General features: G+C 65.4%; 25 protein-coding genes and 1 tRNA gene. 11 read left to right on the top strand and 15 right to left on the bottom strand.

All coding sequences use genetic code 11. The annotated features are described in order from the left end of the window. Positions 1-3: 3 nt before the first annotated feature. Both HZZ16_RS13360 and HZZ16_RS13355 read right to left on the bottom strand, forming a co-directional pair. A complete protein-coding gene (locus HZZ16_RS13360) occupies positions 4-543 on the bottom strand; it encodes a VOC family protein (RefSeq protein ID WP_197948912.1) in 540 nt (179 codons plus the stop codon). A 25-nt stretch (positions 544-568) separates the two neighbouring features. Continuing rightward, positions 569-1,573: a Bug family tripartite tricarboxylate transporter substrate binding protein gene (locus tag HZZ16_RS13355; RefSeq protein ID WP_246510099.1), complete on the bottom strand. Its 1,005-nt coding sequence runs from the start codon at positions 1,571-1,573 to the stop codon at positions 569-571. A 153-nt stretch (positions 1,574-1,726) separates the two neighbouring features. Between HZZ16_RS13355 and HZZ16_RS13350 the strand changes: the two genes are divergently transcribed. Genes HZZ16_RS13350 through HZZ16_RS13340 form a run of 3 tightly spaced genes read left to right on the top strand, consistent with a single transcriptional unit; the run spans position 1,727 to position 3,807 of the window. Beyond that, positions 1,727-2,422, top strand: a complete 696-nt coding sequence (locus HZZ16_RS13350) for a TetR/AcrR family transcriptional regulator (RefSeq protein WP_197948911.1) — start codon at positions 1,727-1,729, stop codon at positions 2,420-2,422. Further along, positions 2,400-2,960 carry a carboxymuconolactone decarboxylase family protein gene (locus HZZ16_RS13345; protein ID WP_197948910.1) on the top strand — a complete coding sequence of 187 codons (561 nt, stop codon included), beginning with the start codon at positions 2,400-2,402 and terminating at the stop codon, positions 2,958-2,960. Before HZZ16_RS13350 ends, HZZ16_RS13345 begins: the two co-directional genes overlap by 23 nt. A 1-nt stretch (position 2,961) precedes the next feature. Next, a complete protein-coding gene (locus HZZ16_RS13340; protein WP_197948909.1) occupies positions 2,962-3,807 on the top strand; it encodes an SDR family NAD(P)-dependent oxidoreductase in 846 nt (281 codons plus the stop codon). Positions 3,808-3,983: 176 nt separating this feature from the next. Here HZZ16_RS13340 and HZZ16_RS13335 read toward each other — a convergent pair whose 3' ends face one another. The 4 genes from HZZ16_RS13335 to HZZ16_RS13320 are packed head-to-tail and all read right to left on the bottom strand — an operon-like array spanning position 3,984 to position 6,519. Next, positions 3,984-4,493, bottom strand: coding sequence for a DoxX family protein (locus HZZ16_RS13335; protein ID WP_197948908.1), 510 nt, complete (start codon positions 4,491-4,493; stop codon positions 3,984-3,986). Further along, positions 4,490-5,272: an HvfC/BufC N-terminal domain-containing protein gene (locus HZZ16_RS13330; RefSeq protein WP_197948907.1), complete on the bottom strand. Its 783-nt coding sequence runs from the start codon at positions 5,270-5,272 to the stop codon at positions 4,490-4,492. The genes HZZ16_RS13335 and HZZ16_RS13330 overlap by 4 nt, the downstream gene beginning before the upstream one ends. Then, the gene (gene bufB / locus HZZ16_RS13325) at positions 5,262-6,176 is read right to left on the bottom strand and encodes an MNIO family bufferin maturase (protein WP_197948906.1); all 915 of its coding nucleotides are present in this window, start codon (positions 6,174-6,176) and stop codon (positions 5,262-5,264) included. The genes HZZ16_RS13330 and bufB overlap by 11 nt, the downstream gene beginning before the upstream one ends. A 37-nt stretch (positions 6,177-6,213) precedes the next feature. Continuing rightward, positions 6,214-6,519, bottom strand: a complete 306-nt coding sequence (locus HZZ16_RS13320; protein WP_197948905.1) for a BufA1 family periplasmic bufferin-type metallophore — start codon at positions 6,517-6,519, stop codon at positions 6,214-6,216. Between the two features lie 311 nt (positions 6,520-6,830). Here HZZ16_RS13320 and HZZ16_RS13315 point away from each other — a divergent pair, with 311 nt between their 5' ends. From HZZ16_RS13315 to HZZ16_RS13305, 3 genes are all read left to right on the top strand, one after another. Next, positions 6,831-8,921, top strand: a complete 2,091-nt coding sequence (locus tag HZZ16_RS13315; protein WP_197948904.1) for an adenylate/guanylate cyclase domain-containing protein — start codon at positions 6,831-6,833, stop codon at positions 8,919-8,921. Positions 8,922-8,980: 59 nt separating this feature from the next. Further along, positions 8,981-9,565, top strand: a complete 585-nt coding sequence (locus HZZ16_RS13310) for a HutD/Ves family protein (protein ID WP_197948903.1) — start codon at positions 8,981-8,983, stop codon at positions 9,563-9,565. Between the two features lie 102 nt (positions 9,566-9,667). After that, positions 9,668-10,873, top strand: a complete 1,206-nt coding sequence (locus tag HZZ16_RS13305; protein ID WP_197948902.1) for an adenylate/guanylate cyclase domain-containing protein — start codon at positions 9,668-9,670, stop codon at positions 10,871-10,873. Here the strand turns inward: HZZ16_RS13305 and HZZ16_RS13300 are convergent. The 3 genes from HZZ16_RS13300 to HZZ16_RS38140 all read right to left on the bottom strand — a co-directional run bounded on the left by HZZ16_RS13300 (position 10,860) and on the right by HZZ16_RS38140 (position 11,960). After that, the gene (locus HZZ16_RS13300) at positions 10,860-11,144 is read right to left on the bottom strand and encodes a hypothetical protein (protein ID WP_197948901.1); all 285 of its coding nucleotides are present in this window, start codon (positions 11,142-11,144) and stop codon (positions 10,860-10,862) included. The genes HZZ16_RS13305 and HZZ16_RS13300 overlap by 14 nt on opposite strands. 161 nt (positions 11,145-11,305) lie before the next feature. Then, a complete protein-coding gene (locus HZZ16_RS13295) occupies positions 11,306-11,485 on the bottom strand; it encodes a hypothetical protein (protein WP_036035855.1) in 180 nt (59 codons plus the stop codon). Between the two features lie 85 nt (positions 11,486-11,570). Further along, the gene (locus HZZ16_RS38140; RefSeq protein WP_197948978.1) at positions 11,571-11,960 is read right to left on the bottom strand and encodes a molecular chaperone DnaJ; all 390 of its coding nucleotides are present in this window, start codon (positions 11,958-11,960) and stop codon (positions 11,571-11,573) included. Here HZZ16_RS38140 and HZZ16_RS13285 point away from each other — a divergent pair. Both HZZ16_RS13285 and HZZ16_RS13280 read left to right on the top strand, forming a co-directional pair. After that, on the top strand, positions 11,931-12,728 hold the full coding sequence (locus HZZ16_RS13285) for an adenylate/guanylate cyclase domain-containing protein (RefSeq protein WP_197948900.1): 798 nt from the start codon (positions 11,931-11,933) through the stop codon (positions 12,726-12,728). The two genes, HZZ16_RS38140 and HZZ16_RS13285, sit on opposite strands and share 30 nt — an antisense overlap. A gap of 154 nt (positions 12,729-12,882) precedes the next feature. Next, a complete protein-coding gene (locus HZZ16_RS13280) occupies positions 12,883-15,960 on the top strand; it encodes an EAL domain-containing protein (RefSeq protein WP_197948899.1) in 3,078 nt (1,025 codons plus the stop codon). 16 nt (positions 15,961-15,976) lie between these two features. Here the strand turns inward: HZZ16_RS13280 and HZZ16_RS13275 are convergent, their stop codons facing one another. Then, entirely contained in the window at positions 15,977-17,179 is a 1,203-nt protein-coding gene (locus HZZ16_RS13275; RefSeq protein WP_197948898.1) for an ABC transporter substrate-binding protein, read from the bottom strand. A 135-nt stretch (positions 17,180-17,314) separates the two neighbouring features. On the opposite strand from HZZ16_RS13275, the gene HZZ16_RS13270 reads away from it, so the two are divergent. After that, positions 17,315-17,986, top strand: a complete 672-nt coding sequence (locus HZZ16_RS13270; protein ID WP_197948897.1) for a GntR family transcriptional regulator — start codon at positions 17,315-17,317, stop codon at positions 17,984-17,986. Between the two features lie 168 nt (positions 17,987-18,154). Next, complete coding sequence (gene ku, locus HZZ16_RS13265; RefSeq protein WP_197948896.1) at positions 18,155-19,096, top strand: non-homologous end joining protein Ku; 942 nt, start codon at positions 18,155-18,157, stop codon at positions 19,094-19,096. An 85-nt stretch (positions 19,097-19,181) separates the two neighbouring features. On the opposite strand, the gene HZZ16_RS13260 is transcribed toward ku, so the two are convergent. Beyond that, positions 19,182-19,451 carry a hypothetical protein gene (locus tag HZZ16_RS13260; RefSeq protein WP_197948895.1) on the bottom strand — a complete coding sequence of 90 codons (270 nt, stop codon included), beginning with the start codon at positions 19,449-19,451 and terminating at the stop codon, positions 19,182-19,184. A 246-nt stretch (positions 19,452-19,697) separates the two neighbouring features. Between HZZ16_RS13260 and HZZ16_RS13255 the strand changes: the two genes are divergently transcribed. Then, entirely contained in the window at positions 19,698-20,174 is a 477-nt protein-coding gene (locus HZZ16_RS13255) for a DUF3833 family protein (RefSeq protein ID WP_197948894.1), read from the top strand. Between the two features lie 839 nt (positions 20,175-21,013). Here HZZ16_RS13255 and HZZ16_RS13250 read toward each other — a convergent pair. The 4 genes from HZZ16_RS13250 to HZZ16_RS13235 all read right to left on the bottom strand — a co-directional run bounded on the left by HZZ16_RS13250 (position 21,014) and on the right by HZZ16_RS13235 (position 24,606). After that, positions 21,014-21,544 (bottom strand): hypothetical protein, encoded by a 531-nt coding sequence (locus HZZ16_RS13250; protein ID WP_197948893.1) that lies wholly within the window; start codon positions 21,542-21,544, stop codon positions 21,014-21,016. 235 nt (positions 21,545-21,779) lie between these two features. Beyond that, positions 21,780-21,855 (bottom strand) — tRNA-Ile (locus HZZ16_RS13245). A 332-nt stretch (positions 21,856-22,187) separates the two neighbouring features. Next, positions 22,188-23,162, bottom strand: coding sequence for a Bug family tripartite tricarboxylate transporter substrate binding protein (locus HZZ16_RS13240; protein ID WP_197948892.1), 975 nt, complete (start codon positions 23,160-23,162; stop codon positions 22,188-22,190). 229 nt (positions 23,163-23,391) lie between these two features. Next, complete coding sequence (locus tag HZZ16_RS13235; protein ID WP_197948891.1) at positions 23,392-24,606, bottom strand: ABC transporter substrate-binding protein; 1,215 nt, start codon at positions 24,604-24,606, stop codon at positions 23,392-23,394. Between the last annotated feature and the right edge of the window lie 5 nt (positions 24,607-24,611).

Raw genomic sequence — 24,611 nt, 5'->3', positions numbered from 1 at the left:
GTTCTACGATCTCCCGCCGCCGACCTCGCGGATCGGCCGGGTGCCGTCCCAGCTCATCGCGGCCTGCCGCACTTTTTCGAAGAACGGTCCCTTGGTGCCGCTGATGTCGGAGATCTCGATCACCGTGCCCGGATGCGCCTGCGTGTCGAAATAGGCAAAGCGTCCCTTCTCGCCGCCGATCTGGCCCTCATGGCCGATCCTGTAGCCGAGCCCTAGCGCCTTGTCGTAGAGCGCCTGATAGTCGTGGCTCCAGTATGACATGTGCTGGAGCCCTTCGTGCCCGGCATCGAGAAATTCCTTGTAGAGCGAGGGCGCGTCGTTGCGCTGCTGGATCAGCTCGATCTGGAGATCGCCGGAATTCGCCAGTGCAATGCTCATTTCGAAGGCGGAATCCTGGCCGCGATGGCGGAACCAGTCGGTCTTGACCCGGTCCATGTAGTACCAGGGGCCGACGCCCATCACTTCGATCCAATGCTTCATCGCGGCGTGGATGTCCCGCACCACATATCCGTTCTGGCGCACCGCGCCGAAGATGCGGCTCATGTCCGCGCTCCCCTTGTCGCGTTGATCACTTGACCTCGATGCCTGCGTCCTTGGCAACCTGCTTCCATGCCGTAATGTCGCGCGCGTTAATGTCGCGCTGCTCCTCGCCGACCACGAATTGCGGGGTGATGCCGAGCGCCAGGAGCTTCTGCTTCACCACCTCATCGCCAAGGGCGTCCTTCAGAGCCGCCGACAGCTTCTGTGCGATCGGCGCCGCCACGCCGGCCGGCGCATACATCGCCCAAGACAGGCTGCGGTCGAACGCCACGCCCTGCTCCTTGTAGCTGGCAACGTCAGGCAGGCTCGGCGACCGCTCGCCGCAAGCGGCCAGCGCCATGATCGAGCCCTCCTTCACTAGCGGCGTCGCGGTCGCGACGTCGAGCGTCGCCAGCGAAATGTGGCCGCCGAGCAAATCGCCGGCCAGCTTTGCGATGCCGTTGAACGGCACGTGGTCCATCCTGATGCCGGTCTGCTGCATCAGGATCTCCGCACAGAATTGCCCGGTCGAGCCGACGCCCCAGCTGCCGTAGTGGATCGGCTCGCCCTTCTTGGCCAGTGCGATCAGGCCCTTGATGTCGTTGGCGGCAAAGTCCTTGGTCGCCACCAGCATGATGGAGGAGACACCGACGCGCCCGATCGTCGTGAAGTCCTTGATCGGATCGTAGGGCAGTCTTGGATAGATCGCGGGCGCCAGCACATGCGTCGTCATGCCACCGACGGTGATGGTGTAGCCGTCATTCGCTGAAGTCGCGACCATCTGCGTGCCGATCGTGCCGGCGGCGCCGGTGTGGTTCTCGGTATAGATGCTCTGTCCGAGCGTCTTGCCCATCCTGTCCGCAAGCAGCCGGCCGACCACGTCGCCACCGCCGCCGGCCGCATAAGGCAGCAGCATCCTGATCTTGCGGGTGGGGTAGGCGGCGGGATCCTCGGCGCGGGCGGACGGCGCCGCAGACAAGATCAGCAGCAATGATGCGGCGATGCGAAGCGCTGCGCTGGTTCGCGCGGGCAAAAGGCGAGCGAGGCCTGCCATGGCTTGTTCCCCCAATTGCTCTCCGCTTATCGAGCGGAGTTGAATCTCCCGATCGTGCAGAGCGCTTGCTGCGTCGTGCCGGTGATCGCCGAATGAAGGCGAACGATCGTTCGTACGGTTGACTAGCGAACGAGCGTTCGTTAGTCAAGCATCATGGCTGTCCACACCTCCAGCGCGGCGGAAGCGGCGCCCACGACGCGCGAGCGCATCCTCACCGAAGCGCTCAACCTGTTCGCGCAGAGCGGCTATGGCGGCGCCTCGATGCGCGAGCTCGCCCGCCGGGTCGGCATCCGCGAGAGCAGCCTCTACAATCATTTCCCCGGCAAGGCGGCGATCCTCGAGGCGATCGTCAGCGAGCATGGCCCGGCCAGCTCGGCGAGCCGGCTGGAGGAGCCGCGCTATAAGCAGCTCGCGCGGCAGCCAGCGGAATTCTGCCGGCAGTTCGCGCTCGACCTCGTCGAGCAATGGTCCGATCCGCGCGAGCACCAGTTCCAGAAGGTCATCACCGCCGAACGCAATCGCGTGCCCGGCATCCGCGCCAAATTCGCCGATCATTTCTACGCGCGCGAGCAGAGCCTGATGACGGACTATTTTCGCAGCTTCGCGCTCGCCGGCCTGATCTCGACGCCGGACCCGCGCGAGACCGCGCGGCTGTTCGCCGCCGGCCTGATCTACATCCGCCTCGAGCATTATGTGATGGGCGCGGTGCCGTCGCCGCGGCCGAAGGTGATCGAGGCGATCGACCGTTACCTCGCCTTCTTCCTGTCGCTGATCGCGGCAGGCCGTGACGCCGACAACAAGAAACGAAAGCCCAAGGGAGAAGCGCGTGGCAAGGTTGCCCCTGATTGATCCGGAGACGACGAGCGGCGACATCCGCGCCTCGTTCGACCGCATGCCGGTCAAGCTCAACATCTTCCGCATGATGGCCCATGCCGAGGCCAACATGATCCCGGCGATGCGGCTCGGCAATTCCATCCTGCACAAGCAGAAGCTCAGCGCGGTCAACCGCGAGCTTCTGATCCTTCAGGCCGCCCAGCTCGAAGGCGGCGCCTATGAATGGCGCCAGCACGTGCCGATCGCGCTCGGCGTCGGCTGCACGCAGGCCCAGATCGATGCGGTCGAGCGCGAGGACTACGATGCCGCCGGCCTGAGCGAGGCCGAGCGCGCGCTGCTGAAGTTCGGCCGCGAAGTGGTCGAGAACGTCCGCGTGGCGGAAGCGACCTTCGCGGCCGCGCGAAAACATTTCGGCGACCAGGAGATCGTCGAAGCCATCGTCGCGCTCGGCTTCTACATGATGATGGCGCGCCTGACCGAAGCAACGGAAACCGATCTCGATCCCGCGGCCGGCATGCAGGTCTATGACGGCGGCAAGAAGCCAGGCGGCTGAGATGGCGGACACCGAGAGCAAGCCGGAGCATTACATCCGTCCGCCGAGCGTGGAATCATCCGGCGAAGCGCCGGGCAGGGGGCGCCTGAAGGGCCGCCGCATCCTGATCGTCGGCGGCGGCCAGCGCGTGTTCGACTCAGCGAGCGACCCGATCGGCAACGGCCGCGCCATGAGTGTCCTGTGCGCCCGCGAGGGCGCCAAGGTCGCGGTCGCCGATCTCAACCGCAGCTCCGCCGAGCAGACGGTGAAGCGCATTACGGATGAAGGCGGCGAGGGTTTTGCGATCGCGGCCGACGTCACCTCGGAAGCCGACGTCGTCCGCATGATCGACGAGGCGCACGGCGCCATGGGCGGGCTCGATGGCATGGTGCTGAACATCGGCATCTTCGGCAAGGTCGGGCTCGATGCTGTCAGCCTCGAGGAATGGAACAAGATCTACGACGTCAATGTCCGCGGCCCCATGCTGTGCTGCCGCGCCGCGATGCCCAGGTTCGACAATGGCGGCGCCATCGTCTTCATCTCCTCCATCGCCGCACTGAAGGCGGGCTCGCAGATGGCGGTGTACGATTCCTCCAAGGCCGCGCTCGGCGGCCTGATGCGCAACATCGCCCATCTCGGATCGCGCCGCGGCATCCGCGCCAACCTCGTCTATCCCGGCCTGGTCGACACCCCCAACGGCCGCGAAGCCGGCGCCGGCCGTCCCTCCCGCGGCAAGAGCCATATCCCGTTCGGCCGCCAGGCGACAGCCTGGGAGATCGCCTATGCCGTGCTGTTCTTCCTCTCGGACGAAAGCGTCTACGTCACCGCACAAACCCTCGCGGTCGACAGCGGCCTGAGCGGGATGTAGCTACGCTAATCACACCCACCGACGTCATCCTGAGGTGCGAGCCTTGCGATGCGCCCGCATCGCAAGGTGAAGCCTCGAAGGATGGGCCACAGGCGCTTGCAGCTCATCCTTCGGGGCGCGCAAGGGCGCGCACCTCAGGATGACGGTCGTGCTTGTGGATAGATAAGATCGCGTGCCTATCGCGCGTGCGACCTTGCCCGGCAAACGAGATGGTCGAGCGAGATGTGCCCGGGCCCGTAAGCCATGAGAGCAAGTGCCATTGCTGCCCAGGTGAGATGGATCGGCCAGCCGTCCGGCACCGTGAGCTCGACGATCACGGTCATCACCAGCAGTCCGAGCGCTGCGAACCGCGTGCCCAGTCCCAGCACCAGCAGGATCGGGAACATGATCTCGCCGGAGCCCGAGAGAAAGGCCATCACCGTCGGGGCCGGAAAGTGATAGGGCCCGCCGGGCAGATGCAGCATGAATTCGTCGCTGAACAGCGTCACCGCGGTGTCGTTGAGCTTGAGGAAGCCGTCCCATTTGAGCAGGCCCGAGCGCCAGAACGGCACGGCCAGCGCGAGACGCAGCACGAGCTGGACCAGCGATGGCATCGCGAGCACCTGCACCAGATGATTGGCTCTGTCGATGAGTGCTCCGGGCGAGGGCAGGCCGCCGGCAGTCGTCATGTGCTGGTCCGTGATCATGATGGGTCTCCGCAACAGAGCGAGGTGAAGGCGCCGGCTTCGATCAGCCCGGCAATGTTCGCGGCGATGTCGAATTCGCTTGCCGCCTCCAGCGCCGCCGCCGCGGCTTCGCCAAGTGGCCGGCCCGACAGGAGATGGCGCGCGAAGGCCGCGCCGCCGGGTGGAAGGCGGCGCACGGCGACGTCGAATTCGCCTCGCGTGATCAGGGCATCTTCCGGCGTCGAGGCATCGATCCGCGTGACCGGTGCGTCGCCGCGGTTGGCCGCAAAGATCGTCACGGCGGCGTAGTCCGAACGCAGGCATCGCGCGGCCGGGTGTGGAATGAACACCAGATCGGCCAGGCGGTCGGGCATTACCGCCGCGAGCCGGGCCGGCGATAGCGGGGCGGCGTCGGCGGCGTGATAGGCATCGAGCCAGGCCCGCTCGAGACGCGCGACGTCTGCGAGCCAGGGCATATCTTGCGCATGCTCATAAGTTTCGATGAACTCCGGAAAATCGCGGCCATATTCGAACAGCAGCGGCGATGTCGGCGGATTGCTGCGCACGTGGAAGCGCGCCATGGCGCGGAAGAAGTCGGTGCCGGTGATGCGCTGCACCGCCGGATAGATCGCGGCGAGCGCGTCAATCAGGCTGACCGTGACATTGTTGCGGTAAACGTCGTACCGCCGGTCAGCAGCTTTGCCGTTCGGGCCGGTCACGAGTTCAGGCGTGCTGCGTGCCGGATCCAGCAGCGCCGGCGCGAACGATGCGGCAAAGCACAGACCGGGTTCAGGCGGCATGACGCTCTCCTGCCGGCACGGCCGAGTGATGGCGGTCGAGGATGGCCTGGGCGGCGGCGGCCTCCGCTTGCAGCACCGGCCAGTCCGGAATCTTGCTGTCCCATTCGATCAGCGTCGGCACCGGCCCGCGGCGCCGGATCACGATGTCGTAGAGCTTCCAGACGGCATCAGTGACCGGGCCGTCATGGCTGTCGATCAACAGCAGGTCGCCTTCGTCGTCGGCCTGCTCGGCATGCCCGGCGAGATGAATTTCCTCGACGCGCGACAGCGGAAAATCAGCGAGGTAGTCGAGCGCGGAGTATCCATGGTTGGTGGCAGAGACGAACACGTTGTTGACGTCGAGCAGCAGGCCGCAGCCGGTGCGCTCGGCAACGGCGCGGATGAACTCGGTCTCGCGCATCGAGGATTCGCGGAAGGCGAGATAGGTCGACGGGTTCTCCAAGAGCAGCGGCCGGCGGATCGCCTCCTGCACCTGGTCGATGTGATCGCAGACGCAGGCCAGCGTCGCCGCGGTATAGGGCAGCGGCAACAGGTCGTTGAAGAAGCTGGTCTCATGCGTCGACCAGGCGAGATGCTCGGAGACCAGCGCCGGCTGATAGCGCGCGACGAGGCTGCGGAAGCGTGCCAGGTGCGCCTTGTCGAGCGGCCGGGGCCCGCCGATCGACATGCAGACGCCGTGCAGCGAGAGCGGATGATCGCGGCGGATCGCCTCCAAGGCGCGATGCGGCGGCCCTCCGGCGCCCATGTAGTTCTCGGCGTGGACCTCGAAGAAGCCGCGCCGATTCTTTGCCTCGAGGATTGCCGGGAGGTGCTCGGGCTTGAAGCTCGTCCCGGCAACGCCGCCGATCGGCGTTGCGAAGCGGAGCGGCAGCGCTGCTGGCGGGGTCGGCGTGATTGTGCTCATCGTGCTGCTCCGTTCGCGCTTGCCATTGCGCCGGCGGTTACACCGGCTTGAGCGAACCCTTCTTGCCGTTCGGCAGCTCGATGCTGGTGCAGGTGCCGCCCTGGACGAATTTCCAGGCATTGCCCTGGAAGTCGACGGTCGAGGTGCCCTGGCAGGTCGTGCCCGGTCCCGCCGCGCAATCGTTCTGGCCCTTCAGCGCGACGCCGAAGCACTTCTCTTTCTTGGCGGCGATGGCGGCATCGGCTTCGGCCTTGGTCAGGGGGCCGGCGGAGGCAAGGGTCGCGAGCGCGGTCGATACCGCACCGGCGAGGACGAGGGAGGTGACGGCATGTTTGGCAGACATCAAGGTTCTCCTGTTCGAGGTGGCATCGCCTGGGCGGGGATGCGCGCATGGACTCCTTCGCTCCGCGCGCCGCCCGCGTTACGGCGGGCTGCTCACGAATTCGTGAGACCGATTGGATCGAGCGCACGGGCGGTGCGCTTGGGTGGGGATTAGCGGGCAAGTGGGCGGCCAAATCCAATGCCTTGGCGCTATCGACACGTTAGAGCGAGAGCATTGGATGCGTCCTACCAAGCTTGGCAGAGGTAACGGACGGCAGCACATCTGCGTAGAGCGATGACAGGAGTCGCGCCCACCCAAAGGCGGATACAACCATGAACGTCGATCCCGCACGCCAGCTTCGCGCGGTCGCAAGGATGACGGTGAGCATCCGCCTTGCGGTGTCCGCGCTGGTCCTCGCCGCGATCCTGCTGACCGCGGCGCTGTCCAGCCTGCTGTGGTGGCGCACGGCGGAGGCGGCCAGCCGGCAGCTCGCCTCGACCATCAACGAGCAGATTGTGGCGGCGGTGCGCAAGGAGGTCTCGGCCATCGTCGACGAGGCGCGGGCCGCGCACACCGCGATCCGCACGCTGTTCCTCCAGAACGTGCTCGACACCCGCGAGGCCGACAAGCGCGAGTTCGTCTTTCTCTCGCAATTGCAATCGCAGGCAACGATTTCTTGGGTCGCGTTCGGCTGGCCCGACGGCTCCTTCTTCGCCGCGCACAAGCTCGGCGATCGGCGCCTGGAGATGATGGAGATCTCGCTCACGGATCATCCGGGCGAGCGCCGGGTCGACGAATATGACGTGGTGCCCGGCGACATCGAATTCGCCAACCGCCGCTTCGAGCCGACCGATTTCCGTGTCGCCGATCAGGCCTGGTTCAAGGCGGGGCTCAGCGCAGACGACCCGCAATGGTTCAGGGTGATGGACCATGCGACCGGCGAGCGGCCGTCGATCGCCTTCGCCGGACCGATCGACGTCTACCAGGAGCGGCAAGGCGTGCTTGCCGTCATCATCGAATATACGAGGCTTGCGCGCTTCCTGTCGCAGCTGGAGGTCGGTCGCACCGGGACTGCGTTCATCGTCGACGGCAGCGGCGAGCTCGTCGCAGCGCCGGACAAGGACGCCGACGAGCTCCATCCGGCCCGCGGCGACACGACGCTGCTGCCGCTGGCGCGTGCAGCGCTCGACCATGCGGGGGAAGCCGGCCGCAAGGAGGCCTGGCGCAGCCGGCTCACCTCGGGCGGCGCGGCCTATGAGGTGGCGCTGACGCCGCTGCCATTTCCCGGCTGGTCGCTCGCGACCGTGATCCCCGAGGCCGAATTTCTCGGGCCCGTCGAGACGACATTGCATCGCCTGATCCTCGGCCTCGCCATCGGCGCCGTGCTCGCGGCGTTGGCCTCGGCGATGCTCGCGCGGTCCGTCATCGCCGCGCCGCTGTCGCGCGTCGTCGGCGAGCTGCGCCATGTCGAAGCCTTCGCGCTGGAGCAGGTCCGTCGCCATCCGTCGCGGCTCAAGGAGATCGCGAGCCTCTCGGGTGCAATCGCGGAGATGGCGGCCGGCCTGTCCGCATTCCGCAAGTTCATCCCGGCGGATCTCGTCCGCGGCCTGCTGCGCCAGGGCGTCGAGGCGAAACCCGGCGGCAGCGTCCAGGAGCTCAGCGTGATGTTCATCGATATCGCCGGCTTCACCGGGCTGTCGGAGCGGCTCGGCGATCGCGTGGTGCCGCTGCTGTCGCGCTATCTCGACCTCACCTCGGAGATCATCGTCGCCAATGGCGGCACCATCGACAAGTTCATCGGCGATGCCGTGATGGCATTCTGGGGCGCACCGCAGCCGCAAGACGATCACGCCGCGCGATGCTGCCGCGCCGCGCTCGCCTCTCGCAGAGCGATCGACGAGTCGGGCCTCGTCGACGATCTCGGCCAGCCGCTCCAGATCCGCATCGGCATCAATTCCGGCCGCATGCTGGTCGGCAACATCGGCTCGGAGCTGCGGCTGAACTACACCGTGATCGGCGATGCCGTGAATGTCGCGAGCCGGCTCGAAGGCGCCAACAAATCCTACGGCACGCAGATCCTGATCGGCGCGACGACCGAACGTCTGGCGCGCGGCGCTGTCGTCACGCGCGAGGTCGACAGCATCGCGGTCTACGGACGCGAGGAGGGACTTTCCGTTCACGAGCTGATCGGGATGGTGAACGAGAGAGCGGTTGGCAGCATCGGCTGGATCGCGGATTACGAGCGCGGCCTCGCCGCCTATCGCGCCCGCCGCTTTGTCGATGCGCTCGCCGATTTCGAGGCGGTGCTGAAGCAACGCGGCGACGATCGCCCCGCCGAGCTGATGCGTGACCGCTGCCGTCAGCTCGCTGCAGCCGCGCCCGACGTCAGCTGGCGGCCTGTGGCGGCATTGGCGTCGAAATAGCGACATCATCCGGGCTACAAATGGGGTACAAACCTCAACGTCCCGGGCGGCCGCCGAACATGAAAGTCACCTTGCTCGATCCTGAAGACTACACCCGCTCGCCCTGGAAGAACGGCGGCGGCATCTTCACCGACATCGCTGATGCTCATCGGGCCGATGCGCCGCGGAAGGGCTGGGACAGCCTGCTGTGGCGCTTTGCGTCGACGCCGATCGTGGCGCCCGGTCCCTTCTCCCATATGCCCGGCATCGACCGCTTGCAGATGGTCGTCGAAGGGCGCGGGCTGGTGCTGAAGTCCCCGACGCAGGAATTCGACGAACGTGAACCTTTTACGACGGTGCGTTTCACCGGCGAGCTCGAGATCGTGACCGAGCTCGAGGCCGGTCCCGTCGAGGTCGTGAACCTCATGGCGCGGCGCGGTGCGGCGGAGATCGACCTGGTCGCATTGAAGGAACCCGGCGACCTCCAGCTCGCCGCCGGCACGCATCTGGTCTACGCCGCGCGCGGCGAATGCCGCATCCGCCTCGACCATGAGGAATTTGCGATTCCCCGCACCGGCACGCTGAAGCTCGAGCTGGCCGGGCCGTCGCAGCTTGCGCTCGTCTCGGGCCTGCCGGTGCTGGGGTCGATCCGGCTTCTGGTCTAGAACCTCAGATCGATGCGCACAATCCGTGCAACTGGCCAGGTTGACGCCGCCCGGCCGGCGCACGATATCTGCTCCGTTAAACCGCAGCTCGAGGGGCAGGATATGAATGCGCCAGACACATACGCCCCCACACAGGCCGACGGCGTCATCGATTGGCTGACCAACGGCACGCGCGACGAGCGCTACATCGACGACATCTTCGCGCAGATGTGCATCCGCCTGCAGCAGGCGGGCATTCCGGTGCAGCGCGCGACGCTCCATGTGCTGATCAACCACCCGCAATGGCTGGGCGCACGGATGATGTGGTCCGACGGGATGCGTGAGGCGGAGATTGCGCTGGTCGACTATGACGTGCGCGAGCGGTCAGAATATATCGGCAGCGCCGCCAACGAGATCCATGACGGCGCCGCCGAGGTGCGCGAGCGGCTCGCGCAGGATTCCGCGCATCGCCGCAAGCACGCCCTCTATGACGAGATGCGGGCCAAGGGCCTCACCGACTATGTCGCCTGGCCGCTCTACCACACGCTCGGCAAGCGGCACATCGTCACTTTCGCGACCGCTCGGCCCGGCGGGTTTGACGACGCGCATGTCGCCGGCCTGAAGAAGCTGTTGCCGGTGTTGGCGCTGGTCAGCGAGATCCGCATCAAGAATCGCCTGGCACGCACGCTGCTGGAGACCTATGTCGGCACGCACGCCGGCGAGATGATCCTGGCCGGCGCCACCAGGCGCGGCAGCGGCACGACGGTACGCGCCGCGATCATGATCTGCGACCTCAGGGACTTCACCAAGATCTCCGACAACTGGCCGCGCGACGACGTCATCGGCCTGCTCAACGACTATTTCGACGCGATGTCGGAGCCGATCGCGCGGCACGGCGGCGAGATACTGAAATTCATCGGCGACGGGCTGCTCGCCATCTTCCCGCTGCATCAGCCGAACGCCTGCGCCAATCTTCTGCACGCTGTGGCCGAGGCCCGGGACGCCATGGCCGCGCTCAACGAGCGGAACAGCGGAATCGGCCGCGCGCCGCTGAACTACGGCATCGGCGTCCACGTCGGCAACGTCATGTACGGCAATATCGGATCGGCCCGGCGGCTCGACTTCACGGTGATCGGCCCGGCCGTCAATATGGCCTCCCGCTTGGAGGCGCTGACCAAGACGCTCGGCAGGAACGTGCTGCTGTCGCGCGATTTCGCCGAGCTTGTCGAGAAGGAGTTCGCGCTGGAGCATGTCGGCCGGCACGAGGTGCGCGGCTTCAACGCTCCGATCGAGCTGTATGCCTTTCCGGCTCGCGCTATTTCCGGTTAGGTCCGGCGTTGGGCAGGGCTTGCTGGCCGGTTTGCCGGGCCGGATCGTTGTCGCCCGGCCTCATCGTTGACGACTTCGCCGGTGCATTCGCGCCGCCGCTATTGGCGTCCGACGACGTATTGAGGCTGGAGGCGCCCGCGCCGGTGGTGCCGCCGGTGCCGGTCGAATTGATGCTGGAGCCCGTCCTCGACGCACCCGCGTCGCTTTGCGCGAAGGCGGAGGGGGACGAGGCGAGAGCCGCGATGAGCCCTGCGATGACGAGTGCTTTCATGTCCGCTCCTGTGCTCGGCCTCAGGCGGCCCCGGCCCGGCGGTCCGGGGGCGGGGCTTGAGCCGAGGCCGCCATTTGCCGGAATGATGAGACGCCGGCGAAAGGCCAATGCGCGGGAACGCGGGGTCGTTCCAATTCCTGCGGGACCGCCAACCCGCTGAACTACGCCGACCAGCGGTCCTGCTCTTCCTGGTGAGCGTGCTCGTTCAGCCGGTCGGCGATCTCGTCCGCAATTTGCTCGGTCTCGGCCGAGGCCACCGGCTCGCCCTTGTGTGTCTTCAGCTTGTCCTTGTCGGCTTCGATCGGAAAATCGTCGGGTGTCAGTCCGGTCGTCTTGTTCATGCCGCGCCTCACTGTCTCCAGTTGCGGAAAACACGCGTAAGGGCCGATCGTTGCTACGAAGATGAAGCCGCTGGAGGAGGGGACGTCAGGCGCCGCCGACCGCCCGCGTGATGGTGCCGCTCCCGCCGCAGGTAGCACAAGGCGCGCCGTCGATGCGTCCCTTGCCGTGACAATCGGGACAGACGTCTTCGCCGGTGCCCTTGGTTCCAGGCGGGGCTTCGTCACCAGGATTGAGCGCTGCTTGCGTCGGGATCTTTGCGTCTTGCGCGTGGGCAGCCTTGGTCTTGGTCATCTGCGCCTCCTCGAAAACACCGCAACGCGCCTTGCCGCAGAAAGTGCCATCGGTGGGCCAGAGAACCGCGCGATAGCGCCTATTGCCGATGCGGAACTGTCCGAATAGGCTTCTTTCAAATCGTCCAACGGTCCTTCCAACGGCCGCGCCTTCATGCCCAAATTCCTCCGCATCGGTGTCCATCAGTCGAACGTCTCCGGATACACGTCGAAGGCGTGGTGTGTCAGGCGGGTCGGCTCGGCGGTCTTCCTGAAATGGGGCGCGGTCGAAGTGCATGGCACGGGCGCCGCGCGCAAGGTCTATTGGTCGCGCCTCCCGCAGGAGAAGACCATTCGTTGCGGCACCGCGCAGCGCGCGCAGGACTACACCAAAGCTGCGATCGCGCGGCGCCGCAGCCATCGCTATGAGCCGCTGACCGGCCCGATCGCGAACCGGCGGCCGTCGGCCGCACGCAAGCCAGAGCTCAAGCAGGCGCTCGCCACCATCCTGATCGTCGACATCGTCGGCTCCACCGCGAAGGCGGCGAAGCTCGGCGATGCGCGCTGGACCAAGGTCATGGGCCATTATTACGCGGCGGTCCGCAAGGAGCTGAAGACCTGCGGCGGCAAGGAAGTCGTGACCACCGGCGACGGCGTGCTGGCGACCTTCAGGAAGCCCGCCGCCGGCATCGCTTGCGCCAATGCGATCCAGAAAGCCGTGCGCACGCTCGGCCTCGAGATCCGCGTGGGCCTGCATGCCGGCGAATACACCATCAGCGGCGGCGAGATGGTCGGCCTTGCCTTCCACATCGGCACCCGCATCGCCGCGAAAGCGTGCGCCGGCGAGGTGCTGGTGTCGAGCGCGGTGAAGGAGCTGATGACGACGCAGGCCGCGGTGAGCCTGCGGGATCACGGCGTGCACCGGCTGAAGGGCGTGCCGGAGCGGTGGAGGCTGTGGCGGGTGGAGGGGTGAGGGCGCTATGCCCAGCCCGCGGACAGTTTCATCCTTGGAACCGAGGCGATGGGCCTCGTGAGTCCAACATTCCGTTAAACGTAAAAACACCAAGCGCCTTTACGGGTCCTTCGCCACTCCGGCCCTAACCTTCACGGCGGCTGGGACAAATCCGATGGGCTTCTTCGCGCGGCTTCGCGACTCCTTCTCCGTGGGCGACACGAGCGATCCGCTCGGCCGCTCGCTGCTGGTCGAGCAGTTCCGGGTCTTGCGCAAGCAGGTGCCCGTTCTCTACGCCATGCTTCTGGTCAACAGTGTCAGCATCGGGCTGGTCCTCCCCGACACGGTATCGACTTGGCTGCGATTTGCCTTGCCGGCCGCGCTCATGGCGGCGTGTCTGCTTCGGCTGGCGCAGTGGTTCCGGTTGAAGAAGGCCGATTTCACCGCCGATGAAGCGTACCGAGAGCTCGCGAGGGTTCGTCTCGCCACGGTGCTGCTCAGCTGCGGCTTCGTGATCTGGATCCTGGGGCTGTTCATGGCGGTCGATCCCGGCCTGCGCGCGTCGGTCGCCCTGCTCCTCTTCATGGGCTGCGTCGGGACGGCCTATTGTCTCGGCAGCTTTCCGCCGTCGTCCCGGCTGGCGATGCTGATCGCAGGCGTGCCGATCGGCACGCTCCTCTTGCTCTCGGGCGAGGGGATGCTGGTCTCGGTCGGGATCAATCTCCTGGTGTTGCTTGCTCTGCTCGCCCGCATGATCAACACCAATTTCCGTTCCTTCGTGAAGCTGGTCGAGACCCACGCACGGCTGTCCGAGGAGGGGGACCGCGCGCGGGCCGCGGAGCAGACCGCGACGGCCATTGCGGAGCGCTTCGACCGGGCGCTCAACAACATGTCTCAAGGCCTTTGCTTCTTCGACGACGATCAGCGCCTGATCGTCTGCAACAGGCGATATCTCGAGATCTACGATCTGGATCCGAAGCTGGTCCGGCCCGGCATGAAGCTGAGCGAGATCGTCGATCTCCGCTATTCGGCCGGCAGCGCGCCGACGATGTCGAAGCAGGACTATCTGGTCTGGCGCAACAGCGCTCCGGTGAGCGCCGAGAATTCGGATACCACCGTGGAATTGACCAACGGCCGCATCGTGCGGATCCGGCATCGCCCGATGGAGGGCAAGGGCTGGGTCGCCACCCACGAGGACATCACCGAGCGTCATCGAACCGAGCTGGCGCTTGCGAAAGCCAAGATCGCGGCCGAGCAGGCCGAAGCCGCCGCCCGCGCTGCGCACACCCATCTGACCGAAGCCCTCGACGTCGTCCCAGAAGGACTTGCCGTTTTCGACAAGGACGATCGCCTGGTCCTGTGGAATCATCAATACGCCGAGTTCTACAGTGCCAGCCAAGAAGGTCTTGCGGCCGGCACGCCGTTCGAAACCATGCTTCGAACGGGCCTTGCCGCGGGACAATACCCGGACGCTGCGGGGCGCGAGGAGGAATGGCTCGCCGAGCGCCTCGCGCACCATGCGCTGCCGCATCATTCGCACGAGCAGCATCTGGCGGGCGACCGCTGGGTCCGCGTCGAGGAACGACGCACCAGCGACGGCGGCAGCATCGGGGTCCGCATCGACATTACCGACCTCAAGCGCCGCGAGGCCTCGTTCCGTCTCCTGTTCGAGGAGAACCCGCTGCCGATGTGGGTGGTCGACGCGAAGCGGCGGCGCCTCATCGCCGTCAATGGCGCGATGTGCCGGCACTACGGCTATTCCCGCCAGGACCTGCTCGCGATGTCCGAACGCCAGCTCGAATATTGCGAGCGGCAGGACGCCGAGCAGGACTATGAACTGCACAGGACCGCCGACGGCGAGGCGATCCAAGTCGTGATCGAATCCCGGCCGCTGGTCTATGAGGACCGTCCGGCCCATGTCTGCGTCGCCTTCGACGTGACGGAGCGCAATCGGGCGCAACAGCGGGTGAGCTATCTGGCGGGCCACGACGCGCTCACGGAGCTGCCCAACAGGGCCGCGCTGGGTCACCATCTTGGCGACGCCATCGAACGCGCGGAGATCACGGACGGCGCCTTCGCGGTGCTCTGTATCGATCTCGACCACTTCAAGGCGATCAACGACCGCTTCGGTCATGCCGTCGGCGATGCCGTGCTGCGCGAAGCTTCGCGCCGCCTGCAGGAAGCCGCGCAAGGAGCTTACGTGGCGCGCGTCGGCGGTGACGAGTTCATCGGCATCATCGATGAGCTGCCGCTGCCGGCCACCGCCGAGCTGCTCGCGACGCGCATGCGGGCGCAATTCGAGCGCCCGATCGAGGTCGACGGCCACGCGCTGAAGATCGATCTCTGTGTCGGCGTTGCGCTCTATCCGCGCGATGCGGACAATGCCGCCTCGCTGCTGGCGAACGCCGATGCCGCGCTCTATCGTGCCAAGCACGAGGGCAGGGGCGCCATCCGCCTGTTCACCAGCGCGATGGATCAGCAGCTGCGGGACCGCCGTGCGCTGGAGCACGATCTGCGCGTCGCCGTGGAGCGGGGCGAGCTCTATCTCGAGTACCAGCCGCAGCAGCATCGCGACGGCACGCTGATGGGCTACGAGGCGCTGGTGCGTTGGCGGCATCCGGTGCGTGGCCTCATTTCTCCGGGAGAGTTCATCCCGATCGCGGAGCAGAGCGGCGCGATCGCGCAGATCGACGATTGGGTGCTGATGGAGGCGTGCCGGGAGGCGGCGTCATGGGGTCAGCCGCTTCGCGTTGCGGTCAACGTCTCCGCGGCCCAGTTCCGCCGGGAAAACCTCGATGCGCAGGTCCGACGGGCGCTGCGGGACAGCGGGCTGCCGGCCGGCCGGCTCGAGCTCGAAATCACCGAAGGCGTCCTGATCGAGGACGTGCCGCGCGCCAAGCGGACCATGCAGTCGCTCAAGTCCCTCGGCATCCTGATGGCGCTCGACGATTTCGGAACGGGCTATTCGTCGCTGTCCTATCTCGAAGCGTTTCCTCTGGACCGGATCAAGGTCGACCGTTCCTTCGTCGCCGCTCTCGGCCAGAGCGAGCGCTCGCTCGCCATCGTCCGCGCCGTGATCGGCCTCGCCCATGGGCTCGGCGTCCCAGTCTTGGCCGAAGGCATCGAGACCGAGGCCCAGATGTCGCTCCTCGTCCAGGAAGGCTGCGACGAGATGCAGGGCTACCTGCTGGGCCGGCCGCGGCGGCTGGAGGCGGAGAAGGCGGCGAAGGCGGTGAGGCGGGCGGTGTCTTGATGCGCGCAACGTGGCGCTACTTGGTCGAGAGCACCTCGCCGAAGCGCTCCCACTGCTTGCCGGAGAAGCGCATGAACTGCAGCTGCTCGACGGGCAGATGGTCATTCTCGCCGGTATTGACTTTGATGCCGGGCAGCAGCATCGGCAACTCCAGATCTTTGATCGACAGCGCCTGCCGCAGGATATTCTCGCGACTGAGGTCGTTGCCGGCCGCCTTGAGCACGTGCTCCAGCACCATTCCGTTGTTGTAGCCGTTGACGTAGTTGGAGTCGCGGATGTCGCCGTCAGGCACGTATTTGGCCATGTAGTCGCGCCATCCCTTCACGCCGGGATCGTCCGCCCATGCCGGATCGAGCGGATCCTTCACATAGGCGCTCGAGATGATGCCGGTGCCGGCGTCGAGCCCGGCGGGCTCCATCACCGAGGACATCCATACCGACACATTGGTCAGGAACGTCATCGGACGCCAGTTGATCTCGAAAGTCTTGCGGATCGCCTGCGCAGCGAATTTCGGCGTCGCGGCGATCACGAGCGCATCCGCGCCGGTCGATTTCAGCTTCACGATTTGGGAGTCGATCGTCGGCTCGGTCGGCTCGTAGGTCGCCGCCGTGACGGCCGTCTCGTAACGATCGCCGAGCACGTCCTTGAGCCCGGCGAGATAGTCGCGGCCGAAATCGTCATTCTGCGCCAGCACCGCGAAGGTCGCGTCGGACTTCTTCTGCAGCGCATAGCGCGCATACATGCGCGCCTCGTTGCGGAACGGCGCCATCACGCCCATCAGCGCCAGGGGAAACTGCGCGGGATCACCGAACTTGGAGGCGCCCGAGGCGACGAACAGCTGGGGCACCTTCTTGCCCTGCAGATATTTGGCGATCGCCGTATTATGCGCGGTTCCCATCGTCGAGAAGATGAACGAGACGTCGTCGCTCTCGATCAGCCGGCGCGTCTGTTCCACGGTCTTGGGTGGCACGTAGCTGTCGTCGAGCGATAGCAGGTTGACCTTGCGGCCGTTGATGCCGCCGCGGTCGTTGACCATCTTGAAATATGCGACCTCGCCCTTGCCGAGGATGCCGAAGGCGGACACCGGCCCGCTATAGGGCATGGTCTGTCCGATGCGGATCTCGGTGGAGGTGATGCCGGGCTGGTCCTCCGCGATAGCCGGTGCCGCGAGAGCGGACCAGACGACGTACAGCCCTGCAGCTGCAATGGCGCTTCGCATTCGGCTCCTCCCTGATCGGCCGCGCTGAGGACGGCCGTTTGTCTGGAACATAGGGAGGTCTCGGCCGGCGAGCAATTAAAATATATTTTTGGTCGAAAATGTATTTTGGTTTCGCTTCTGTGATAGATATGAGCAATGTCCGGAAGCGCCACCCAGACTGTTTATGAACAGCTCCGCGTCAGTCTGCTCGTCGGCCGGTACCGGCCCGAGGCGAAGCTCAAGATCAGTGAGCTCGGATCGGCCTTCTCGGTCAGCACCGGGGCGGTCCGCGAGGCGCTTGCGCGGTTGACCGCAGAGGGGCTGGTGACGGCGATGCCGCAGCGCGGCTTCCGCGTCGCGCCGGTGTCGGCCGCCGATTTGCGCGATCTCACCGAAATGCGCATCGAGATCGAGACCAAGTGCCTGCGCCGTGCCATCGCCAACGGCGATCTCGCCTGGGAGGCGGCCGTGGTCGCCGCGCATCACCGGCTGGCGGTGACGCCGATCGCAGCCGCGGACGGCAGCTTTTCGCCGACCTGGATCGTGGCGCATGGCGAATTCCACGCCGCGCTCGTAAAAGCCTGCGACAGCGCCTGGATGCTGCGCGTGCGCGAGTTGTTGTTCGCCCATAATGAGCGCTATCTCGACCTGGCGCGCAAGACCGACCGCGGCAATCGCGCCGCCGCGCGCGAGCATCGCGAACTGATGGAGGCGGCGCTGGCACGCGACACCGACCGGGCGGTCGCTGCGATGACGGCGCATATCGGCAAGACCCGGGACACGATCGAGCCGGTCCTGAGGCGGGTGGAGACCGACGAGGTCGGGTGAATGTCTGCGTCGCCCGTCGAGCTTACCTGCTCGGGCGGCCGCGGCGGCTGGAGGTTGCTGCGGAGAAGGCGATGAGGCGGGCGGCATTTTGATTGTCGCTCCGGTGTCGGAACCCAGGGCCGCCATTCGTCTTGAATCCAAGCCGCCTCGAACCGGAGTTCTGCGTACATGGCCCCGCGCGCCAATTGGAAAGGCTTCCTGAGACTGTCCCTCGTCACCTGCCCCGTGGCGCTCTATCCGGCCACCTCCGAGGGCGAGAAGATCTCGTTCAACCAGCTCAACCGGCAGACCGGCCACCGCATCAAGTACCTGAAAGTCGATGCGGAAACCGGCGACGAGGTGCCCAATGAGGACATCGTCAAGGGCTACGAGCTCGAGAAGGGCCAGTACATCGAGGTCTCCAAGGAAGAGCTCGAGGAGATCGCGCTGGAGTCGACGCGCACCATCGAGATCGACGAGTTCGTTGGCAGGTCGGACATCGACCCCCGCTACCTGATCCGCCCCTATTACATCCGCCCCGACGGCAAGGTCGGTCACGACGCCTTCGCGGTGATCCGCGAAACCATCCGCGAGATGGACAAGGTCGCGATCGGGCGCGTGGTGCTGACCAACCGCGAGCACATCATCGCGCTGGAGCCGATGGACAAGGGCCTCGTCGGCACCCTGTTGCGCTACCCCTATGAGGTGCGCAGCGAGCAGGAATACTTCGACGAGATCCAGGACGTGAAGGTCACCAAGGACATGCTCGATCTCGCCCGGCACATCGTCAACCAGAAGGCCGGACGCTTCCAGCCCGAGAAGTTCGAGGACCATTACGAAACCGCGCTGATCGCGCTGATCAACGAAAAGCGCGCCGGCAAGGTGATCCGGCCGAAGGAGCGGCCGAAGGGCGAGAACGTCGTCGACCTCATGGAGGCGCTGCGCCGGAGCGTCGGCAAGGAGGCCGGGAAAGAGCCCGCGCCCGCCAAGGCGGACAAGCCCGCGAAGAAGCCGAGAAAGGCGGCGGCCGGCCAGAAGGAGATGCTGATGCCGATCGCGGGCAAGAAGGCGGCCGCCAAGGAGACGTCCGCGAAGAAGCAGGCCTCAGGAGCGCGGCGGAAATCGGCATGAAGCATCCGGTGACGCCGGACGGATCGCCACATGGCCAGGAACACGCCTAATGCCGCCTGGTATGCGAAGGTCCTTGCCGCAGGCCTCAAAGGCCCTCGTCAGGGCACTCCGGACAGGTATCGCCGATCGAATCGAGGACATCGTTGATCTCCGCGACGGCCTGATCGACGGAGACGCCGTCCGGCGGATCCTGGCGCGCAAGCTCGACCGCGCGATGGCGCGCGTGCGGGTCGGCACGATCCTTGGCCCAGCCGTGCTCCTCGCATTCGCAGATCACGCCGGCCTCCTGCAGCAAATTGATGGCCCATCCGCGCAGCGTGCGGATCGCCGGCCGTCTTTCCCTGGTCATCAACATGCGAGATCGCTCCTGCGGGACGAATCCGTGCCCGCGCCAAATCGTTCCGCGCGTTAGCACGGAGCAGGGATTCCCAAACGGCAGGGCTCGGCTTGTCCACGTGTTCCGGAGGGCTGTGGAGAATGCGAGGTATCGGCGCGGGGGTTTTCCTGCGCTCCAAGCACTCCGCGGAGCTGAGCAGGTTTCCCCTGAGGAACTCGGTCACCGCGAGGCGACTTATGTCGCCATCGGTTCGGAGGTCTCGCCATGGCCATTGATGCATTCGCTGGCACCACGCCGGTGTTTCTCCCGGAGCAGTTCTTCGTTGGTCGCTTTGAAGGATGGGCGGTGGTTGAGAGCCTGGTCGGTGGGCTATTGAAGCGAGCGACCATTGCTGCTCACGGCGAGTTGGACGCGGACACCGACACTGTTGCCCTGACCGAAACCTACACCTTCGATGATGGCCATAGCGACACGCTGCGCTGGACGATTCACAGGACGGGCGAAGGTCAGTACACCGGCCATGAAAACCGGCTGGAAGGTGAAGCCACCGGCGAGCAGGCGGGTTGTGCTTTCCATTGGAAGTACACGCGCGACACCCCCCAAGGCGATGGCAAGTCGTTCACGCTGAACTTCGATGACTGGCTCTATGCGATCGATGATCGCGCCTGCATCGTTCGCGGCAGCGCCGGGCGTGCGGGCATCCCGTTCGCGACGGCGCATGTGACGTATCGGAAGCTCTAGGTTCGCCCGACGCGGGCTGCAGCACCGCTCCCCTGCGCGCGCTTCTCTGAAGATCCTGGTGAGCTATCCGGATGGCTTTGCCGTCATGGAAGCCGCCCGCGAACGCGCAAGGGCGAACGCCTCCTGAACCAGCGGCTAAGGAGCGGAACCGAACTCGCCGTGCATCGCTATGGACACCTGCATCTGGCAACCTCTTGCGCCGTAGGGTCCGGATCGCGGGCCGTCTTTCCCGGGGTCTAGATCAGACACTGGTCCGCTGACGATGAAGTGACTGCGGTTGTTGATCTTGGTCCAGAAGTTCTGCCGTCCGCCTCGATATGGCCGATCGTGCTGTTTTGAGCTCAACGCTCGAGCGACAAGTCGCGCGGAATAGGTGGGGCCAAACTCGCCGCGCTCGCAGGGCGCCAAGTCGGCGGCAAGGGGCTGTTAACCGCCCCATCCCTCGTACGGATTATGACCTGGTTCCGGTTGATCATCATAGTGCGGCGTCGGTTGATGGCGGGCCGGCCGTGCCGGTGAATAGGCCCAGGCCGCAGCGGTCCCAGTCGTCAAAACACGAGACTGCGCTTGCGCATGATGCCGATGGACCTGGCCTGCCACCGCGGCGCTGACGGGTGCACACAGGATAATCAAAAGGCTCAAAACGAGACCCGATCGCATGGTAGTTTCTCCGATAGACCTACGATGAGGCGTTAGATGAGCCTCGGTCCACGCCCTCGCAATCGGCCAAGCCTGCAAGACTGGTAACGTCCTCGGCATCACGCGCCGGTTGGCGGTCGAATTCGTGCGAATCTGTAAACCCCGCACTCGGCTTCATGATCTCGCATGGGCTTCTGCACTCAGCGGCCGATGCTGGAGCGACTTTGGCGAATGTGTTCGATGTGACGCGACTTCAGACATGCGGGGATGCGGGTATGCGTCACGCAATGATGATCATACCGATTGCCATTCGCGCAGCCGTGATTATTCACCGCGTGGTTTTTTCCGAAGCGCATACCCATCTCATGTTCATCCAAGAAACCCGAAGGAAACGCGTTCAACAGAGCAGCCGATTCGAACCAGCGCGAATGCTCCGCACGAAAACAACAGCCGTTCGGAGCACGACCATGACTGGATTCAGGACCTTTGTTATTGCAGCAATGATGTCGATTGGCGCGATAAGCTCTGCAAGCGCCCAGTGCCCATTGTGGGCGACTCAACATCCAGATTTGTTTCAGGCGCAATATCCCGATCGGGATGTGTTGAATGACTGCGAACTGACGCCGGCAGGCAGAATGGGCCTGGAACGCCCTGGCGGCGCGGCTCCCTTGTTTGCGCCCGACAGCGCTTATGAGACAACGCCTGGCGTTGCCCAGCACCACGGCCTTCACCACCGATCGCGGTGAGTATCTGAAAATGGATGCTGAGGTCGGATCCCGGCGCTTTCAACGAGGAATATCGGCAACCTGCCGGCGTGGGCTTTGATGTGTGGCGTTGGCCTGCTTAGCCGAAGCTCCGCCGCGCCAGTCCGTCTTCGCTTCCGCTCCGCTCCAGCTGCGCCGGACGCCACGTTTCGCCCTTCGCTCTCCGTGTGGCTGTGCCACGCGTAGCCCGAAGGGCGAAGCGTGGTGGGCCCGGCAGGACTCGAACCTGCAACCAGACCGTTATGAGCGGCCGGCTCTAACCATTGAGCTACAGGCCCCGCCGCGAGGCGGCCGCAGGTAGCGCGGCCGGCAACGGTGCGCGGTTCGTTTACAGGGCTGGAGGCGGAGGTGCAATGCTGGCTCAGGTCGATGGGAACGCTGGCACGGCGTCATGACTCAGTTTCGAATTACCGAAATTGCCGATGATGCCTGTATAGCCCTGTTTTGCCCGACGGAGCAAACCGCCTTTTCGCAGGTTTTTTTTCGGTATGGGCGGTAACCCATTGAAATCGCTAGCCTCGTCTACTGTGCATGGGGTTGTTTTCGCAGTTTTGCTTTGAGAGGGCCTGTTGGCCCCCTCGAACGTGGTGCGGCCGCGGCGAGCGCCGCCCTAGTCCACCGAGACCCCGGCGAACTCGACCACCTTGCGCCATTTCTCGGTTTCGTCTGCGACCAGCTTGCCGAACTCGGCCGGTGTCATCGGCTTGGGCAGGCCGCCGACCTCGGTGAGGCGCGCGACCAGCTTCGGATCCTTCAATGCTTCGCCGACGGCCCTGTTGAGGATCTCGATCACCTCGCTCGGCGTGCCCTTCGGCGCGGAGATGCCGTAGAAGCCGACCGATTGGAAGCCCGGGACGGTCTCGGCGATCGCGGGCACGTCGGGCACGCTCGGCCAGCGCTGCGGCGAGGTCACCCCCAGCGCGCGGACGTTGCCGCCCTTCACCTGCTCCATCGCCGAGGGCAGGTTGTCGAAGATCAGCTGCACCTTGTTGGAGATGATGTCGGGGAAGGCGACCGCCGAGCCGCGATAGGGCACGTGCACCATGTCGCACTTCGTCATCGCCTTGAACAGTTCGGCCGACATGTGCACCGAAGTGCCGTTGCCGGAGGAGGCGTAGGTGATCTTGCCGGGATTGGCCTTGCAATAATCGATGAACTCCTGGACCGTCTTCGGCGGAAACGCGTTGGAGACGACCAGCATGTTGGTAAGCTGCATGATGCTGGCCACCGGCACGGTGTCGCGCAGGAAGTCGAACGGCAGCTTCTTGTAGAGCGAGGTCGAGATCGCGTTGTTGGGCGCGACGAACAGCAGCGTGTAGCCGTCCGGCGGCGAGCTGATCGCGGCCGCGGCGGCGATGTTGCCGCCCGAGCCGGTGCGGTTCTCGACGATGAATTGCTGGCCGAACCGATCCGACAGCCACTGCGCCATGATCCGCGCCACGATGTCGACCGGCCCGCCCGCGGAAAAGCCGATCAGCCAGTGCACGGGACGGTCGGGATAGGCGGCGGAGGCGGGAGGGGTGGCGCTGAAAAGACCCAAGAGCACTGCGAGCCCGAAAACACCGCGACGCAAAATTCGCAACATGACACCTCCCGTTGTTCTATTGTCGTTGCGCGGCATGCTTTCACAAAAACGCCTCGCTGCCTACATCGCCGCAAGTCGGCGTTGACGCGATCGGCGTGGTGAAGCGACCGTCATTCCGGGGCGGTGCACAGCACCGAACCCGGAATCTCGAGATTCCCCGGTGCGCAATTGCGCACCTGAGGTCTGGTCCTTCGGACCATCCCGGAATGACGATCGCTTCAAGCGATCGTCACTTCTTCACCAGCGGGCACGCCGGGTCCGGCGGGCCGAACGCCTTGTCGCCGGAAATCGTCGTGAGGATCTTGTAATAGTCCCACGGATATTTGCTCTCCTCCGGCGTCTTCACCTGCACCAGCCAGAGGTCGTGCACCATCAGATTGTCCTCGCGAAGCTTGCCGTTGCGGGCGAAGAAATCCTCGATCGGCCTCTCGCGCATCTTGGCCGCCACTTTCAGCGGATCGTCGGTGCCGGTCTCTTTGATGGCGTTGAGATAGTGCATCACGCTGGAATAGACGCCGGCCTGCCACATCGACGGCATCTTGTTCATCTTGGCGAAATAGCGCTTCGACCATTCGCGCGTCTTGTCGTCCATGTCCCAGTAGAACGAGGTGGTCAGCAGCAGGCCTTGCGCCGCCTGCAGGCCGATGCCGTGGATGTCGGTGATCAGCGCGAGCAGCGCCGCCATCTGCTGGCCACCCTTAAACACGCCGAACTCGGCGCCGGTCTTGATCTCATTCATGTTGTTGGGGGGGCCTGCGGCAATGCCGATGATCTTGGCCTTGGAGGCCTGCGCCTGCAGCACGAAGGAGGAGAGATCCGGCGTTGCCAACGGCGGCCGCACCGAGCCCAGCACCTTGCCGCCATTGGCGGTGACGACGGCGGAGGCGTCGCGCTCCAGCGAATGGCCGAAGGCGTAATCGTCGGTGATGAAGAACCAGCTGTCGCCGCCCCGCTTGACCACCGCATCGGCGGTGCCGACCGCGAGCGCGCGGGTGTCGAACACCCATTGGATCGCGTAAGGCGAGCAGAACTTGCCGTGGAAATCCGCGGTGCCGGTGGAGTGGGTGATGAACAGCCGCTTCTTCTCGTTGGCGATGTTCTGCACCGCGAGCCCGACCGCCGAGACCGGCACGTCCACGATCAGGTCGACCTGCTCGACGTCGAACCAGCGCCGCGCCAGCGAAGCGCCGATGTCGGCCTTGAGCTGGTGGTCGCCGATCACGACGCTGATCGGCTTGCCGAGCACCGTGCCACCGAAATCGTCGATCGCCATTTGCGCCGCGGTCACCGAGCCCTGGCCGGTCGGCGCCGAGGCCGGTCCGTTCATATCGGTGAGCACGCCGATCTTGACGATGTCGTCGGAAACCTGCGCCGACGCCGCGCTCGGCAGCAGCGCTGCCACGAGTGCGGCCGCGACCGGCAGTCCAAATCTCGTTGGATTCACGCTCG

This window comes from Bradyrhizobium glycinis (genome assembly GCF_016031655.1).
Taxonomy (GTDB): domain Bacteria; phylum Pseudomonadota; class Alphaproteobacteria; order Rhizobiales; family Xanthobacteraceae; genus Bradyrhizobium; species Bradyrhizobium glycinis.
The sequence above is the reverse complement of the archived record's forward strand: the minus strand, read 5'-3'. Positions and strand labels throughout refer to the sequence as shown.

Bases quoted from the DNA above. Each gene is read 5' to 3' on its own strand.
- HZZ16_RS13360 (WP_197948912.1), bottom strand. From the start codon at position 543: ATGAGCCGCATCTTCGGCGCGGTGCGCCAGAACGGATATGTGGTGCGG.
- HZZ16_RS13355 (WP_246510099.1), bottom strand. From the start codon at position 1,573: ATGGCAGGCCTCGCTCGCCTTTTGCCCGCGCGAACCAGCGCAGCGCTT.
- HZZ16_RS13350 (WP_197948911.1), top strand. From the start codon at position 1,727: ATGGCTGTCCACACCTCCAGCGCGGCGGAAGCGGCGCCCACGACGCGC.
- HZZ16_RS13340 (WP_197948909.1), top strand. From the start codon at position 2,962: ATGGCGGACACCGAGAGCAAGCCGGAGCATTACATCCGTCCGCCGAGC.
- HZZ16_RS13335 (WP_197948908.1), bottom strand. From the start codon at position 4,493: ATGATCACGGACCAGCACATGACGACTGCCGGCGGCCTGCCCTCGCCC.
- HZZ16_RS13330 (WP_197948907.1), bottom strand. From the start codon at position 5,272: ATGCCGCCTGAACCCGGTCTGTGCTTTGCCGCATCGTTCGCGCCGGCG.
- bufB (WP_197948906.1), bottom strand. From the start codon at position 6,176: ATGAGCACAATCACGCCGACCCCGCCAGCAGCGCTGCCGCTCCGCTTC.
- HZZ16_RS13320 (WP_197948905.1), bottom strand. From the start codon at position 6,519: ATGTCTGCCAAACATGCCGTCACCTCCCTCGTCCTCGCCGGTGCGGTA.
- HZZ16_RS13315 (WP_197948904.1), top strand. From the start codon at position 6,831: ATGAACGTCGATCCCGCACGCCAGCTTCGCGCGGTCGCAAGGATGACG.
- HZZ16_RS13310 (WP_197948903.1), top strand. From the start codon at position 8,981: ATGAAAGTCACCTTGCTCGATCCTGAAGACTACACCCGCTCGCCCTGG.
- HZZ16_RS13305 (WP_197948902.1), top strand. From the start codon at position 9,668: ATGAATGCGCCAGACACATACGCCCCCACACAGGCCGACGGCGTCATC.
- HZZ16_RS13300 (WP_197948901.1), bottom strand. From the start codon at position 11,144: ATGAAAGCACTCGTCATCGCAGGGCTCATCGCGGCTCTCGCCTCGTCC.
- HZZ16_RS13295 (WP_036035855.1), bottom strand. From the start codon at position 11,485: ATGAACAAGACGACCGGACTGACACCCGACGATTTTCCGATCGAAGCC.
- HZZ16_RS13285 (WP_197948900.1), top strand. From the start codon at position 11,931: ATGCCCAAATTCCTCCGCATCGGTGTCCATCAGTCGAACGTCTCCGGA.
- HZZ16_RS38140 (WP_197948978.1), bottom strand. From the start codon at position 11,960: ATGGACACCGATGCGGAGGAATTTGGGCATGAAGGCGCGGCCGTTGGA.
- HZZ16_RS13280 (WP_197948899.1), top strand. From the start codon at position 12,883: ATGGGCTTCTTCGCGCGGCTTCGCGACTCCTTCTCCGTGGGCGACACG.
- HZZ16_RS13275 (WP_197948898.1), bottom strand. From the start codon at position 17,179: ATGCGAAGCGCCATTGCAGCTGCAGGGCTGTACGTCGTCTGGTCCGCT.
- HZZ16_RS13270 (WP_197948897.1), top strand. From the start codon at position 17,315: ATGTCCGGAAGCGCCACCCAGACTGTTTATGAACAGCTCCGCGTCAGT.
- ku (WP_197948896.1), top strand. From the start codon at position 18,155: ATGGCCCCGCGCGCCAATTGGAAAGGCTTCCTGAGACTGTCCCTCGTC.
- HZZ16_RS13260 (WP_197948895.1), bottom strand. From the start codon at position 19,451: ATGTTGATGACCAGGGAAAGACGGCCGGCGATCCGCACGCTGCGCGGA.
- HZZ16_RS13255 (WP_197948894.1), top strand. From the start codon at position 19,698: ATGGCCATTGATGCATTCGCTGGCACCACGCCGGTGTTTCTCCCGGAG.
- HZZ16_RS13240 (WP_197948892.1), bottom strand. From the start codon at position 23,162: ATGTTGCGAATTTTGCGTCGCGGTGTTTTCGGGCTCGCAGTGCTCTTG.